Raw genomic sequence first — 13,905 nt, 5'->3', positions numbered from 1 at the left:
GATGGGTCAGCAGGAGAAGGTGGCGACGAGCCTCGCCGGCGCGGTCAGCGAGGGCATCAGCGCCTCCCTCGCGCCGGTGGACGCGGAGCTCGCGCGCCACTACCCGGGCGACCCCGGCACCCGCCAGCCCATCCACACGGTCTACGTCCCCGGTGACGTGTTCGCCGCCGACACCATCCGCTCGTGGGGCGACCAGGCCCTCGCCGCGCTGGACGAGCACGCCCCGGACGCCGCCACCTTCGCCAAGGTCCTCGGCATCTGCGACGAACTCGCCGTACCCGTCTACGACCGGGTCCGCGCCAAACTGCTGCGCGAGCCCGTCGAGGACCTCCGCGTCGACTTCGAGGACGGCTTCGGCGTCCGCTCCGACGCGGAGGAGGACCAGGCCGCGGCCCGCGCCGCCCGCCTCGTCTCCGCGGCCTTCGCCAACGGCACGAACGCCCCGTACATGGGCATCCGCATGAAGTGCATGGAGTCCAACGTCCGCGACCGCGGCATCCGCACCACCGACATCTTCCTCTCCGGGCTGCTGGAGCACGGCGGCCTGCCCGAGGGCCTCGTCCTGACCCTCCCGAAGGTCACCTACGCCGAGCAGGTCAGCGCTTTCGTCAAGCTGCTGGAGGCCTTCGAGGCCGCCCGCGGCCTGCGCCCGGGCCGCATCGGCTTCGAGATCCAGATCGAGACCAGCCAGTCGATCCTCGCCTCCGACGGCACCGCCACCGTGGCCCGGATGATCGAGGCCGCCAAGGGCCGCGCCACCGGCCTGCACTACGGCACCTTCGACTACAGCGCCTGCGTGGGGGTCTCCGCCGCGTACCAGTCGAGCGACCACCCCGCCGCCGACCACGCCAAGGCGATCATGCAGGTCGCGGCCGCCGGCACCGGCGTACGGGTCTCCGACGGCTCGACCAACGTCAAGCCGGTCGGCACCACCGAGCAGGTCCACGAGGCCTGGAAGCTGCACTACGGCCTCACCCGGCGGGCCCTGGCCCGCGCGTACTACCAGGGCTGGGACATGCACCCCGCCCACCTGCCGACCCGCTACGCGGCGGTCTTCACGTTCTACCGCGAGGGCCTCGAAGCCGCTGCCGCGCGGCTGAAGGCGTACGTCGCGAAGATCGAGGGCGACGTGATGGACGAGCCCGCCACGGCCAAGGCCCTGGCCGGCTACCTGGTCCGTGGCCTGGACTGCGGCGCGGTGGGCGCCGAGGAGGTCACCGCCCTGACCGGCCTGACCCGCGCCGAGCTGGACGCGTTCGCGATCCCGCGCCGCTCGGCGACGCTGACCGCGACCGCCTGACCGCTCTCGCGCCGGCGAGGCCCGCCCGGGAACGCCCCCGGCCGGGCCTCGCCGCGTGTTACGGCGCGTGTCACGCCACGTGTCGGGGCGCCCTCTTCAGAGCGGGCCGATCACCCACCGGTTCAGGGTTCCGTCCCGGCCCGCGGTGAGGAGCAGGCTCCCGTCCGGGGAGAAGGCCACGGCGGTGACGGCGTCGTCGTGGCCGGCGAGCGGAGCGCCCACGGACCGGCCGGTGGCCGGGTGCCACAGCAGGACGAGGCCGTCCTCGCCCGCCGAGGCCAGTAGTCGCCCGTCCGGCGAGAACGCCACGTCGTACACCGCCGAGCGGTGGCCGGTCAGCGGGTTGCCCGCCGGCAGGCCGCTGACCGGATCCCACATCCGTACCGTGGCGTCACCGCCCGCCGTGGCCAGCAGGGTCCCGTCCGGTGAGAACACCGCCGACCACACCGCGCCCCGGTGGCCGAGCGAGGCGCCGTCGAGCAGCAGCGGCCTGCCGGGATCCCGCCACAGCACCCGGCCGTCGGCGCCGGAGCTGACCAGGCGCCGGCCGTCCGGGGCGAAGGCGAGCCCGACGACCTCGTTGGTGTGACCACCGAGGGGCTCACGGAAACGTGTGCCGGTGGCCGGATTCCACAGCTCCACGGTGCCGTCCGTGCCTCCCGTGGCCAGCAGTTGCCCGTCAGGGGAGAACGCGAGCCGCTTCAGGGGGCCGCGGTGGTCGGTCGCCAGCTCCCGGACCCTCGCGCCGGTCGCCGGATCCCGCAGGTACACGGTCCGGTCGGCGGATGCCGTGGCGAGCACGGTCCCGTCGGGAGAGAAGGCCAGGCACCAGGGCTGGGTGGCGAGTTCGGTCGGGGGCGGACCGACGGCCCGTCGGGTGACCGGGTCCCACACCTGTACGGACCCCGCACCGGTGGTCGCCGCGACCAGGCGGCCGTCGGGGGAGAGGGCCATCCGGATGAGGGGGGCTTCGGCCAGGACGGGCGGCAGCCGGACCGGCTGACGTTCCCGCAGGGCGACGGCCAGGGCCTCGGCGGCGAGCAGCGTCGTACGGCGCGTCCCGGACCGCTCGTACAGCAGGACCGTCTCGTCGGCGGACGAGGTGGCGAGGAGCCGTCCGGTCGCGGAGAACGCGATGTCCTCGATCCGTCCGGCGTGGTCGCTCAGCGGTGGACCGACGGGCACGCCGGTGGCCGTGTCCCACAGCCGTACGGTCGCGTCGTCCGAGCCCGTGGCGAGCAGCCGGCCGTCGGGAGAGAAGGCCAGTGTGCGGACCGGGCCGGAGTGGGCCCGCAGGGTCAGCGCCTCACGGCCGCCGGCCGCCTCGTACAGACACGTACGGCCGTCGCGGTGGCCGAGGGCGAGCACCAGCCCGTCGGGGGAGAGGGCGACGGCCTCCGCAGCGCCGTCGGCCGCGGCGCGGGGCGCGCCGGGGACGCCCCTGTCGAGCAGGTCCCAGACCCGTGAGCTGCGAGCGGCGGCGAGCAGCCGGCCGTCCCGGGCGAAGGCCACCGCGTCGATCGGGTCGGTGCCGCCGCCGTGCGTGAGGACGAACGGGAGGCCGCCGTTGGACAGGTCGCAGAGCCGTACGGTGCCGCCGCGTTCCAGGGTGGCGGCCATGCCACCGGTCGGGGAGCAGGTGATCTCGGTGACGGGGGAGGCGTGCCCGGTGAGGGGCGGACCTTCGGGGCGGCCGGTCGCCGGTTCGATCCGGTGGAGCACGCACGGGTCCCTGGCGTCCGCGGCCAGCAGCTGCCCCCCGGGGGTGAAGGCGAGGGGGTGCGTCGCGGTGAAGGGGGTGATGGTGCCGAGGCCCGTCGCGGTGTCCCACAGCTGGACGGTGTCGCCGCCGGCGGAGGCCAGCAGGCGGCCGTCGGGGGAGAAGGCCACGTCCCGGACGGGGGCGAGGTGCCCGACGAGGCGGCGCCGGAGGGCGTACGGGGCCCGGCCGGCGGGTGGTCCGGCGGGCTGCGCGGGGTCCGGTCCGGCATCGGGTCCGGCACCGGGTCCGGAGGTGGTCCGGGGAGCCGGACCGGGAGCGGGTTCGACAGTGGGTTCGGGGGCGGGCTCGGGAGTGGGTTCGGGAGCCGTACCGGCCGTCGGTTCGGCCGTGGCTTCGGCCGTCGGTTCAGGATGCCGGGGCGTGCGGGCCCGGTCGGCCGGGCCGGGGAAGTCCGCGGGTCGGTGGGGCTCGGCGGGGGCCCGGTGGCCGGTGGCCGCTTCCCCGGGGGCCTGTCGTGCCGCTTCCCCGCCGGCGGTGGCGCTCCGGGCGACGCGGGCCGCGCGGGCACGCGACTGCCCGGAGGACTGGAGCGCGGCCAGTTCCCGCCAGCGCCGCCGCCAGACGTCGAGTTCGGGCGCGGTGTGGGCGGGGACGGCGGTCGGGCGGCCGTACTCGTCGTACGACAGCAGGACCCGGACCAGCGCCATGAACGTGTCCAGACGGACGAGTCGCTTGCCGTTGAAGATGTCGCTCTGGGTGGCCACGGCCAGCCGGATCTGCGTCATGGATCCTGCCGCGCGCGCCCCCAGATCGCGGTACGAGGGCATGCCCCGCTCGATCCGTAATCGCGTCAGGTCACCGGCGAGCGCGGTGAGCGCCTCCTCGAAGGCGGCGCGCGGCTGCGGCTCCATATCCCCCATGTCCCCCCTCGGCCATGCGTGGCCGCCCAGGTTAGAACGCCGCGGGCGGAACAGTCCCGAACTTTCCCGAACAAGCGGGAACAGGCGCGGCGTTCGGCCGAACAACCCTGTCGTTCAAGGGAATTCCGGGGCGATCCGCCCGGACCGGATCCGTTCCGTACGTGCTGGTCGGCGGCCCGGGCGGGGGTGCAATCGAGCCATGACCACTCCACGCGAAACGCAGCAGCCGTTCCTGTCCCTGCACACCGCCGTCGTGCTCGTCATCGCCCTGTTGATCGGCGGCGTGGTCGGCGGGCTGAGCTTCCTGGGCGGGGTCCCCCTCGCCCTGTCCGTACTCGCCGGGCTCACCGCCGCCGGCGGGGCCGTGCCCGTACTGCGCGGGCTGATCCTCTGAAGCCGGACCCCTATGCGGCCGGCGGGAGTTCGCCCGAGCCGCGGGGGATCAGCCGCGTCGGGAGCTCGATGCGGGCCGGGGGGAGGGCGGCGCCCGCCAGGCGCTGGAACAGGCGGTCCGTGGCCACCCGGCCCAGGGCCGCCGCGTCTTGGGCCACCACCGTCACCCCGGGCCGCAGCAGGTCGGCCAGCTCGAAGTCGTCGAAGCCGACCAGGGCCACCGGCCGCGGGTGTTCCGCCAGCACCCGTACGAGCGTCACCGTCACCCGGTTGTTCCCCGCGAAGACCGCGGTGACGGGGTCGGGGCCCGCCAGCATCGCCCGGGCCGCCTCCCCGACGCGGTCCGGGGTGGTCGTGCCGAGGGAGACCCAGGGCTCGGCCACCGCAATCCCCGCGTCCGCCATCGCCGCCCGATAGCCGCGCAGACGCTCCGTCGCCGTGTGGATGTGCGGCTGGTCCCCGATGAAGCCGATCCTGCGGTGGCCGCCGCCGATGAGGTGCGCCACGCCCGCTCGGGCGCCGCCGAAGCTGTCCGACAGCACCACGTCCGCGTCGATCCGGCCCGCCGGGCGGTCCACGAACACCGTGGCCACGCCCGCCCGGATCTCCGGCTCCAGGTACCGGTGGTCGTCCCCTGCCGGGATCACGATCAGCCCGTCGACCCGGCGCGCGCACAGCGCCAGCGCCAACTCCCGCTCGCGGTCGGGGTCCTCGGCACTGGACCCGTTGATGAGCAGCGCCCCGTGGGCCCTGGCCACCTCCTCCACGGCGCGGTTCAGCGGCCCGTAGAAGGGGTCGGCGAGGTCCTCCAGGACCAGCCCGACGGTGGCCGTACGGCCCTTGCGCAGCACGCGGGCGCTGTCGTTGCGGCGGAAGCCCAGCGCCTCGATGGCCTCCTGGACCCGCCGGACGGTGTCGGGGGTGACCCCGGCCTCTCCGTTGACCACGCGCGAGACCGTCTTGAGGCCCACGCCCGCGTGGGCCGCCACGTCCTTCATGGTCGGCCGGTTGCCGTAGCGGGGGTCGGACGGGCGGCGGGTCTGCGGCACGGGACGGAAACCTCCGGATGTGGTGGTGGGCGGGGCTGGGCTGACCTTTCCGACCTTGAGGATAAGCACTGGGCCGGGCGGCGGGTTTCCGTGGCAGGGTGATGCGGGCAAGCCACTGGGGGCTCCGGACGAGCCATGGGGAGAGGGGTAGACGTGATTGTCTGGATCAACGGCACATTCGGCGCCGGGAAGACCAGCACGGCCCGCGAACTGACCGGGATCCTGCCGGACAGCACCCTGTACGACCCGGAGCTCGTGGGCGACTCACTACGCCAACTGCTGCCGCGCAAACGCCTCGCGGAGGTCTGCGACTACCAGGACCTGCCGAGCTGGCGGCGCCTGGTGGTGGACACGGCCGCCGCGATGCTCGCGGAGCTGGGCGGGGTGCTGGTGGTGCCGATGACGCTGCTGCGGCAGGAGTACCGGGACGAGATGTTCGGCGGGCTGGCGGCCCGCCGGATTCCGGTGCGGCATGTGCTGCTCGCCCCGGAGGAAACGATCCTGCGCGAGCGGATCGCGGCCCGGCAGGAGCCGGGAGACCCGGCCGACGCGGACGTGCGGGTGCGGCAGTGGGCGTACGACCACATCCCCGTCTTCCAGCAGGCGCTGGGCGGCTGGCTCGCGGCGGACGCGCACGTCATCGACAACGGCGCCCTGACCGTACGGGAGACGGCGGAGCGGATCGCCGAAGCCGTACGCACGGACGCGGCCCGGGTCTGCGACATCGTGCAGACCCCGGAGCCGACGCGCGAGACGGTCGCGGCCGGGGTGCTGCTCTTCGATGACGAGGACCGGGTGCTGCTGGTCGATCCTACGTACAAGCCCGGCTGGGAGTTCCCGGGCGGGGTCGTGGAGGCGGGTGAGGCACCGGGCTGCGCGGGGGTGCGAGAGGTCGCGGAGGAACTGGGCCTGGAACTGGAGGCCGTACCGGGGCTGCTCGTCGTGGACTGGGAGCCGCCGGTGCCTCCGGCGTACGGGGGGCTGCGGCTGCTGTTCGACGGGGGCCGGCTCTCGCCCGCCGCCGAGGCGGGGCTGCGGCTGCCCGGTCCGGAGCTGCGGGCGTGGCGGTTCGTCACGGAGGAGGAGGCGGCGCACCTCCTCCCGCCGGTCCGATACGAACGCCTGCGCTGGGCCCTGCGAGCCCGGGAACGGGGCCGCCCCCTCTACCTGGAGGCGGGCCGCCCGACGCCTTGACCGGGCGGGGCGGGGCCGGGCGGCCGGGGCGGGGGGACGGCCCGCGCGGGGGTCGCCCGGGGCCGGCGGCGGGGAGACCCCGCCCCGGCCGCCCGGCCCCGACTTCGGGCCCGCCCGCCCGCAGGCCGGCCGGTCCGCCGCTCAGCGGCGCTTGGACTCCGCGTAGTTGACCAGGAACAGGGCCTCCGCGATCGACAGCCGCTCCAGCTCCTGCGGAGAGACGCTCTCGTTCACCGCGTGGATCTGCGCCTCGGGCTCGCTCAGCCCGATGAGCAGCATCTCCGCCTCCGGATACAGCGAGTTCAGCGTGTTGCACAGCGGAATCGATCCGCCCATGCCACTGATCTGCATGTCCTCGCCCGGGTACGCCGCCTGCAGCGCCGCCGCCATCGACGCGTACGCCGGGCTGTCCGTGTCCGCACGGAACGGCTGGCCCTGGCCCACGACCTCCAGGCCGAGACGTGCCTGCCACGGGGTGTGCGCCACCAGGTGCGCCTCCAGCAGCTTGACGGCCTCGGCCGTGTCCACGCCCGGCGGCACGCGCAGGCTGATCAGCGCGCCGGCGCTCGCGTGCACCGAAGGGGTGGCGCCGACCACCGGCGGGCAGTCGATGCCGAGCACGGTGACGGCCGGGCGGGCCCAGAGCCGGTCCGCGACCGTGCCCTCGCCGATCAGCTCGACCCCGTCCAGGACCCTCGCGTCGGCGCGGAAATCCGCCTCCGGGTACTGCAGGCCCTCCCACACGGCGTCCGAGACCAGGCCGTCGACGGTCGTCGAACCGTCCGCCGCGCGCAGCGAGTCCAGCAGCCGGATCAGCGCGGCCAGCGCGTCGGGGGCCGCGCCGCCGAACATGCCGGAGTGCAGGTTGCCGCCCAGGGTGTCGATCTTCACCTTGATCAGGCACATGCCGCGCAGGGTCGCCGTCACCGTCGGCAGGCCGAGCCGGAAGTTGCCCGTGTCGCCGATGACGATCGTGTCGGCGGTCAGCAGCTCCGGGTGCGCCTCGGCGTACTGCTGGAGGCCGCCGGTGCCCTGCTCCTCCGAGCCCTCGACGATCACCTTCACGCTCACCGGCACCCCGCCGTTGGCCTTCAGCGCGCGCAGCGCCAGCAGGTGCATGATGAACCCGCCCTTGCAGTCCGCGGCCCCGCGCCCGTACCAGCGTCCGTCGCGCTCGGTCAGTTCGAAGGCGGGGGAGATCCAGGCCGCGTCGTCCAGCGGCGGCTGCACGTCGTAGTGCGCGTACAGGAGGACGGTCGGCGCACCCTCGGGCCCCGGCAGGAGGCCGTACACCGACTGCGTGCCGTCGGGGGTGTCGAGGAGCGCCACGTCCTGGAAGCCCTCGGCGCGCAGCGCGTCGGCCACCCAGTTCGCCGCGCCGTGGCTCTCGCTCTGCGGGAACTGTGCCCAGTCCGCCACCGACTGGAAGGCCACCAACTCGGTCAGCTCCTGCTTGGCGCGGGGCATCAGCGAGGCGATGGTCTCGGCGATCGGATTCTGGGACATGGGCACGCTCCTCTTGGGTGCGACGTTGTGTAGGTGTACGCCGTGTACGCCTACGCCGTGTATGTGTACTCGGCGGTACGTGTACGCCGCCCGCATCCGCGTGGTGGGCGCATGCCGGGTACGGCGAAAGACAGTCCCGATCCTCGCACAGCAGAACGGGCCGGACTCGCGCCGTAGGATTTGCCTGCATCGGAGCAACCGCATGATCAGGAGCAGCAGCACATCGTGAGCAGCGACGACAGCACCGTCGGGGGACCCGACTCAGCAGCAGGGCAGGCCGCTCAGGGGGCGGAGGACGGGATGGCCGAGGTGTCCGGGAGCACCGGTGACGTGTGGGACGTGGTGGTGGTCGGGGCCGGGCCGGCCGGTGCCTCGGCCGCGTTCGCGGCGGCGACGGCGGGGCGGCGCGTACTGCTGCTGGAGAAGGCCGAGCTGCCCCGGTACAAGACGTGTGGCGGCGGGATCATCGGTCCCTCGCGCGACGCCCTCCCGCCCGGGTTCGTCCTGCCCCTCCAGGACCGCATCCACGCGGTCACCTTCTCGCTGGGCGGGAAGCTGACCCGGACCCGCCGTTCGCGGCAGATGCTGTTCGGGCTCGTCAACCGGCCCGAGTTCGACGCCGGGCTGGTCGCCGAGGCCGAGAAGGCCGGAGCCACCGTCCGTACGGGCACGGCCGTCTCGCGGGTCGAGCAGCACGGGACGGCGGTGCCCGACCGGCGCACGGTCGCCGTGGTGCTCGCCGACGGCGAGACCGTCCTGGCGCGCGCGGTGGTCGGCGCGGACGGCAGCGCGAGCCGGATCGGGGCGCACGTGGGCGTCGAGATGGACCAGGTGGACCTCGGTCTGGAGGCGGAGATCCCGGTTCCGCGAACGGTCGCGGAGGACTGGAAGGGGCGGGTGCTTCTCGACTGGGGCCCGCTGCCCGGCAGTTACGGCTGGGTCTTCCCCAAGGGGGACACCCTGACCGTCGGGGTCATCTCGGCGAAGGGCGACGGGGCCGCGACCAAGCGGTACCTGGAGGACTTCATCGCCCGACTCGGCCTCGCCGGCTTCGAACCGGCCATCTCCTCCGGGCATCTGACCCGCTGCCGCAAGCCCGAGTCTCCGCTGTCGCGGGGCCGGGTCCTGGTCGCGGGTGACGCGGCCGGACTGCTGGAGCCGTGGACCCGGGAGGGCATCTCCTTCGCACTGCGCTCGGGCCGGCTGGCCGGGGAGTGGGCCGTGAAGATCTCCGAGGCGCAGGACGCGGTGGACGCGCGCCGCCAGGCCCTGAACTACGCGTTCGCGGTCAAGGCCGGACTGGGCGTGGAAATGAGCGTCGGCAAGCGGATGCTGACCGCCTTCGAGGCCCGGCCGGGGCTGATGCACGCGGCGATCACCGGCTTCCGCCCGGCGTGGCTGGCCTTCGCCCGCATCACGCGGGGTGCGACCACGCTGCCCGACCTGGTGCGGACGTACCCGCTCGCCCGCAAGGCGCTGCACGTCCTGGACGGGAAGCAGGCGCGGAACCGGACCGAGGGTCAGGAGCCCGAGCAGGGGCAGGGGCAGGGGCAGGGGTAGGGGTAGGAGCCCGAGAAGGAGTAACGGCATCCGGGGTCTGCGGTTCCTGGCCGGGCCGGGGTCGGGGCCGGGGTCGAAGCCGGGGCCGGGGTCGAAGCCGAAGCCGGGAGAACGGCAGGGGCGCGGGCCGGGCGGGTAGGGCCCGGGCCGGGGTGCGGGGTGCGGCGGCGGGGGGTTCTCCCTGGCCGGCGTACCGGTGCAAGGGGCGGTCTTGCCGGGCGTACGGGCAAGGCCGCCGCTGCTTTCGCACGGGGCGGAGCGGGTCGTACTGGCCGGCCGGGAGCCGGAGCCGGGGCGGTCCGCAGTGGGGGCCGGGGTCGGGGCGGGGCCGGGCGGGCGTGGATCGATCGGGCACGGCACGGGATGCCGCCCGCGGGTGGACGGCCGGACGGCCGGACGGACTCGGCCGGTGGCGCGATGCGACGCGGTGCGAGCCGGTCGTGGGGTGCTGCCTGCGCCGGGTGCGGCCGTGCGCGTCAGTTCGACACCGTGATGCGGAAGACCGGGTGGTCGCCGGCGGTGGCCTGGAGCTCAGCGTCGGAGGACTGGGCCGTGACGCCCTGGAAGAACCGGTTGACCTCCCAGCCCCACTTCTCCAGGTAGGTGCGCAGGAGGGCGGCCTTCATCACCGGGTCGGTGATCTCGGTGACCGTGAAGGTGCGCACCTTGCGGCCCACGCGCAGCTCGCCGCCGCCCGCCACCCGCATGTTGCGGACCCACTGGGAGTGGCCGCGGGCCGACACCAGGTACTGCTCGCCCTCGTACGTGTGCGGGTTGACCGGGATCCGCTGCATCTGGCCGGACTTGCGGCCGCGCACCGACAGCTCGGCCGAGCCGGCCAGGCTGATGCCGAGGCGGGCCAGCTTCCCGAAGAGCGAGTTGAAGCGGGTGGCGAGCGGGCTGGCCTGCACGTAGTACGGGGCGGGCGCGTTCATGACTTGCTCCGGGTGGTTGGGAGAGCGGTGCTCTCGCTTGAGATCAGTGTGCACGCATTGCTGCTCCAAAACAAGAGCAGTGCTCTCTAAATGGTGCGGCGCTCTGATTTTGGGGCGGTGCTCTACCTTCTGGCACACTGCTCGTATGAGTACCGTGCGCGGGGCCCGGGAGCGGGCCCGTATCGAGGTCACCGCCGCCATCAAGGACGAGGCGCGCCGCATGCTCGCCGCCGAGGGCGCCGCCAAGCTCTCGCTGCGCGCCGTGGCCCGCGAGCTGGGCATGGTCTCCTCCGCCCTCTACCGCTACTTCCCGAGCCGCGACGAGCTCCTCACCGCCCTCATCGTCGACGCCTACGACAGCGTCGGCGCCGCGGCCGAGCAGGCCGACGCCCGCGCCCTCGCCGCCGGCGCCGCGCCCCGCGAGCGCTGGACGGCCGTCTCTGAAGCAGTGCGCGCCTGGGCGCTGGACCACCCGCACGAGTACTCCCTCATCTACGGCTCCCCGGTTCCCGGCTACAGCGCTCCCATGGACACCGTCGGCCCCGCATCCCGCGTCGGCAACACGTTCATCGGCATCGTGCGCGCCGCCCACGCCGGTCGAGGCCTCGCGCTGCCGCCGCTGCCCGCCGTCCTGCGCCCCGAAGCCGTCCGGATGACCGAGGACTTCGCCGAGGGGTTGCCGCCCGAGGTCACCGCGGCCCTGGTCGCCGCCTGGGCGCAGCTGGTCGGTCTCATCTCCTTCGAGCTGTTCGGCCAGTTCAACCGGGTCGTCGAGGACCGCGCCGCCTTCTTCACGCATGCTGCGGGCCAACTGGCCCACGGGGTCGGGCTGCCCGCCGTATGACGGCTCGCGCCGCCGTGCGTATGACGGCCCGTGCCGCCGTGCGCATGACGGCCCGCGTGACTGTCCGCGGTCTCACGGCGCGCGTGATTCACATGATGAGGTGACGGATCGCTTGTCTGTTCCTCGCATCAATCCGAGTGGTTCGGCTTTCACCGAACGGGCGCCCGTCTAGTGTTCGTCGGGTCGTGCTCCCGCCCCCGCCCCGCCCCTCGCCGGAGGAACAGCCGTGGCCCGCGCCGTGAAGGCCCTGTACGCCGTCCTGGTCACCTCCTTACTGGCCGCACCGGCGCCCGCCGTGACCGCCTCGGCCGGCACCGCCGCCGAGGAGGCGGCCCCGGCCCCGAGACCCCGGGCAGCCGGCGTACGGGGTCTGGAGATCGGCGTCCCCGCCTACGCCTGGGCCGGGGACGACATGCTCGGCGACCTCGTCGCCACCACGCCCGCCGCCTCCGTGGTCGTCCTCAACCCGGGAAACGGTGACGCCCCCTTCGACGGCCGCTGGCAGGCCCGCGCCGATGAGCTGCGGTCCGCAACCACCGCCACCGGGGAGAAGACAAAGGTCCTCGGCTACGTCCACACCGACCACGGCGACCGCGACATCGCCGCCGTCAAGGCCTCCGTCGACAACTACCTCAAGACCCGTGACGGCCGCCTGCACGTGGACGGCATCTTCTTCGACGTCGTCAGCCGCGACTGCGGCCCCGGCAACGCCACCCGCGACCACTACGCCCGACTGCGCGAGTACGTACAGGAGGCCATGAGCGCCGTGGACCCCACCGCCGCCGACCTCGTGGTCGACAACCCCGGCACCGCCATCGCGGACTGCTACCTGGAGCCCGGCCACCGCACGGCGGACGTCTTCGTCACCTTCGAGGACACGTACGCCGCGTACACGGGAGGCGGCTGGCTCGGAGGGAACGTTTTCGCAGACTCGGGCGGCTATCGCACCGGTACGGAACTCGACCCGAGCGGCACCGCGTTCTGGCACCTCGTCCACGCCGTCCCGAACGCGACCGCCATGCGCGCCACGCTCCGTACGGCCTTCGGGCGCGGCGCGGGGTACGCCTATGCGACCGGCACGCGGATGCCCAACCCATGGGATGAGTCACCGAGTTGGAAGTACCGCAGTCAGACGCTGTACGCCGCCACCCTGGGCTGACGGGCGCGGCGGTCGGAGGGTCGGCCGAGGGCAGCCGACCACCGAGGGCAGCCGACCACCGAGGGCAGCCGACCACCGAGGGCAGCCGACGGCCGCCGACCGCCGGCGGCTGGTGGGGCCGGGGCACGGCCGTCAGGGGCCGCCGTTCTCCGGGCGGTGGGCGAAGCGCCACAGGACGTGCGTGATCCGGAGCAGGAACACGGCCCCCGCCAGGACTCCGGCCGCCAGCCTCAACGCGGCATCGGCGGTGGGAGAGACGTCGAACACCAGGGCGGGTCCGTACACCGCTCCGAAGACCAGCGCGGCCGCGAAGCCTCCGCTGACGAACGCGTAGCCGATCTCCAGCGTGATCGCGTCCCGGTCCGCCTGCGTGCGTCTCCCCATGCACGCATTGTCACAGTCCGTACCGCGCTGTCACAAGCGTGCCGGGAGCCGGCCCAGGCCGACCCACGGCGCCCTCCGCGGGCGGGCGCGCACCCCCGCCCGCCGGTCCCGCCCGCCGATCCCGCCCGCCCGCGGAGGGCGCCCGTCGGTGGACGCCGCCCGTCAGCCCACGCCGGCCGTCTCCACCCACCGGCGCGCCAGCGACTCGTCCCCGCTCACCCCCGGGCCCATCAGCGGAAGTCGGTTCCACAGGGCCTCGTACAGCCACGAAGCCGTCCCGATCACCTCGCAGTCCGCCGGGTCGCCCGTGTCCCCCGACACCGTGCGGGGCGGCTCCGCCGACAGGTGCACGGTCCACACCGCGCCCGTGTCGGCCGCGCGGACCCGCAGCACCCGCGGCTCCTCGGTCCGCATCCGGCTGCGCGGCCGCGCGTGGAAGCCGGTCAGCAGCTCGTCCACCCCGTCCTCAGCGAACTCCGGTGCCACCGGCGAATAGACCGCGCCGAGCGCCGCCTCCGCGTCCATCCGGTGCACGGCCGTCTCGTGGGCCTGCCGGCGGGCCCAGAACGCCAGTGGAGACGGCGCCGCCGTCGGCAGGAAGGTCCAGCACTGCACGTCGGCCGGAGCCTCTGTCAGTACCCGGACCAGGGCCTCGTGACCCTCCCGGTACCAGGCCAGCAGCTCGGCGCCGGCCAGCTCCGGGGCGTCCGGGAACGGGCCCGGCTCCAGGACGGCGTCCCCGACGTATCCGGCGGCCCAGCGGTGCACCGCCCCCGTGTGCCGCAGCAGGTCGGATACCCGCCACCCCGGACAGGTGGGCACGGGGGCCTCCGTACCCGTCCGCTCGGCCGTCTCGGCGAGCAACTCGCCTTCCCGCGCAAGGGTCTCCACGTACTCCGAGATCTTCATGCGGGCAGTGTCGCACCGGCCGCCGACAA

12 protein-coding genes are annotated in these 13,905 nt (G+C 74.2%); 6 read left to right on the top strand and 6 right to left on the bottom strand.

Annotation, left to right across the window (positions count from 1 at the left end; all coding sequences use genetic code 11):
* Nucleotide 1 precedes the first annotated feature (1 nt).
* The gene (locus AB0M92_RS33460) at nt 2–1,300 is read left to right on the top strand and encodes an aldolase (protein WP_366106108.1); all 1,299 of its coding nucleotides are present in this window, start codon (nt 2–4) and stop codon (nt 1,298–1,300) included.
* Between the two features lie 96 nt (nt 1,301–1,396).
* Here the strand turns inward: AB0M92_RS33460 and AB0M92_RS33455 are convergent, their stop codons facing one another.
* On the bottom strand, nt 1,397–3,943 hold the full coding sequence (locus tag AB0M92_RS33455) for a hypothetical protein (RefSeq protein WP_366106107.1): 2,547 nt from the start codon (nt 3,941–3,943) through the stop codon (nt 1,397–1,399).
* Between the two features lie 199 nt (nt 3,944–4,142).
* On the opposite strand from AB0M92_RS33455, the gene AB0M92_RS33450 reads away from it, so the two are divergent.
* Nucleotides 4,143–4,337, top strand: coding sequence for a hypothetical protein (locus AB0M92_RS33450; RefSeq protein ID WP_366106106.1), 195 nt, complete (start codon nt 4,143–4,145; stop codon nt 4,335–4,337).
* Nucleotides 4,338–4,347: 10 nt separating this feature from the next.
* Here AB0M92_RS33450 and AB0M92_RS33445 read toward each other — a convergent pair whose 3' ends face one another.
* Entirely contained in the window at nt 4,348–5,385 is a 1,038-nt protein-coding gene (locus AB0M92_RS33445; RefSeq protein ID WP_366106105.1) for a LacI family DNA-binding transcriptional regulator, read from the bottom strand.
* A 153-nt stretch (nt 5,386–5,538) separates the two neighbouring features.
* On the opposite strand from AB0M92_RS33445, the gene AB0M92_RS33440 reads away from it, so the two are divergent.
* Nucleotides 5,539–6,579, top strand: coding sequence for an NUDIX domain-containing protein (locus AB0M92_RS33440; RefSeq protein ID WP_366106104.1), 1,041 nt, complete (start codon nt 5,539–5,541; stop codon nt 6,577–6,579).
* Between the two features lie 141 nt (nt 6,580–6,720).
* Here AB0M92_RS33440 and AB0M92_RS33435 read toward each other — a convergent pair whose 3' ends face one another.
* Nucleotides 6,721–8,085 (bottom strand): dipeptidase, encoded by a 1,365-nt coding sequence (locus AB0M92_RS33435; RefSeq protein WP_366106103.1) that lies wholly within the window; start codon nt 8,083–8,085, stop codon nt 6,721–6,723.
* Nucleotides 8,086–8,385: 300 nt separating this feature from the next.
* Between AB0M92_RS33435 and AB0M92_RS33430 the strand changes: the two genes are divergently transcribed.
* Nucleotides 8,386–9,645 carry a geranylgeranyl reductase family protein gene (locus AB0M92_RS33430; protein ID WP_366106133.1) on the top strand — a complete coding sequence of 420 codons (1,260 nt, stop codon included), beginning with the start codon at nt 8,386–8,388 and terminating at the stop codon, nt 9,643–9,645.
* 476 nt (nt 9,646–10,121) lie between these two features.
* On the opposite strand, the gene AB0M92_RS33425 is transcribed toward AB0M92_RS33430, so the two are convergent.
* The gene (locus AB0M92_RS33425; protein WP_366106102.1) at nt 10,122–10,580 is read right to left on the bottom strand and encodes a nitroreductase/quinone reductase family protein; all 459 of its coding nucleotides are present in this window, start codon (nt 10,578–10,580) and stop codon (nt 10,122–10,124) included.
* A gap of 145 nt (nt 10,581–10,725) precedes the next feature.
* On the opposite strand from AB0M92_RS33425, the gene AB0M92_RS33420 reads away from it, so the two are divergent.
* Both AB0M92_RS33420 and AB0M92_RS33415 read left to right on the top strand, forming a co-directional pair.
* Nucleotides 10,726–11,424, top strand: coding sequence for a TetR/AcrR family transcriptional regulator (locus AB0M92_RS33420; RefSeq protein WP_366106101.1), 699 nt, complete (start codon nt 10,726–10,728; stop codon nt 11,422–11,424).
* Between the two features lie 226 nt (nt 11,425–11,650).
* Nucleotides 11,651–12,583, top strand: a complete 933-nt coding sequence (locus AB0M92_RS33415; RefSeq protein WP_366106100.1) for a spherulation-specific family 4 protein — start codon at nt 11,651–11,653, stop codon at nt 12,581–12,583.
* Between the two features lie 132 nt (nt 12,584–12,715).
* Here the strand turns inward: AB0M92_RS33415 and AB0M92_RS33410 are convergent, their stop codons facing one another.
* Nucleotides 12,716–12,967 carry a DUF6332 family protein gene (locus AB0M92_RS33410; protein WP_366106099.1) on the bottom strand — a complete coding sequence of 84 codons (252 nt, stop codon included), beginning with the start codon at nt 12,965–12,967 and terminating at the stop codon, nt 12,716–12,718.
* Between the two features lie 162 nt (nt 12,968–13,129).
* Nucleotides 13,130–13,876 carry a maleylpyruvate isomerase family mycothiol-dependent enzyme gene (locus tag AB0M92_RS33405; RefSeq protein WP_366106098.1) on the bottom strand — a complete coding sequence of 249 codons (747 nt, stop codon included), beginning with the start codon at nt 13,874–13,876 and terminating at the stop codon, nt 13,130–13,132.
* Nucleotides 13,877–13,905: the final 29 nt, after the last annotated feature.

The sequence above is a fragment of the Streptomyces sp. NPDC051582 genome (assembly GCF_040681715.1).
In the GTDB taxonomy this organism is placed as follows: domain Bacteria; phylum Actinomycetota; class Actinomycetes; order Streptomycetales; family Streptomycetaceae; genus Streptomyces.
This window is presented reverse-complemented; position numbering and strand designations above follow the sequence as displayed.

Bases quoted from the DNA above. Each gene is read 5' to 3' on its own strand.
- AB0M92_RS33460 (WP_366106108.1), top strand. From the start codon at position 2: ATGGGTCAGCAGGAGAAGGTGGCGACGAGCCTCGCCGGCGCGGTCAGC.
- AB0M92_RS33455 (WP_366106107.1), bottom strand. From the start codon at position 3,943: ATGGGGGATATGGAGCCGCAGCCGCGCGCCGCCTTCGAGGAGGCGCTC.
- AB0M92_RS33450 (WP_366106106.1), top strand. From the start codon at position 4,143: ATGACCACTCCACGCGAAACGCAGCAGCCGTTCCTGTCCCTGCACACC.
- AB0M92_RS33435 (WP_366106103.1), bottom strand. From the start codon at position 8,085: ATGTCCCAGAATCCGATCGCCGAGACCATCGCCTCGCTGATGCCCCGC.
- AB0M92_RS33430 (WP_366106133.1), top strand. From the start codon at position 8,386: ATGGCCGAGGTGTCCGGGAGCACCGGTGACGTGTGGGACGTGGTGGTG.
- AB0M92_RS33425 (WP_366106102.1), bottom strand. From the start codon at position 10,580: ATGAACGCGCCCGCCCCGTACTACGTGCAGGCCAGCCCGCTCGCCACC.
- AB0M92_RS33420 (WP_366106101.1), top strand. From the start codon at position 10,726: ATGAGTACCGTGCGCGGGGCCCGGGAGCGGGCCCGTATCGAGGTCACC.
- AB0M92_RS33410 (WP_366106099.1), bottom strand. From the start codon at position 12,967: ATGGGGAGACGCACGCAGGCGGACCGGGACGCGATCACGCTGGAGATC.
- AB0M92_RS33405 (WP_366106098.1), bottom strand. From the start codon at position 13,876: ATGAAGATCTCGGAGTACGTGGAGACCCTTGCGCGGGAAGGCGAGTTG.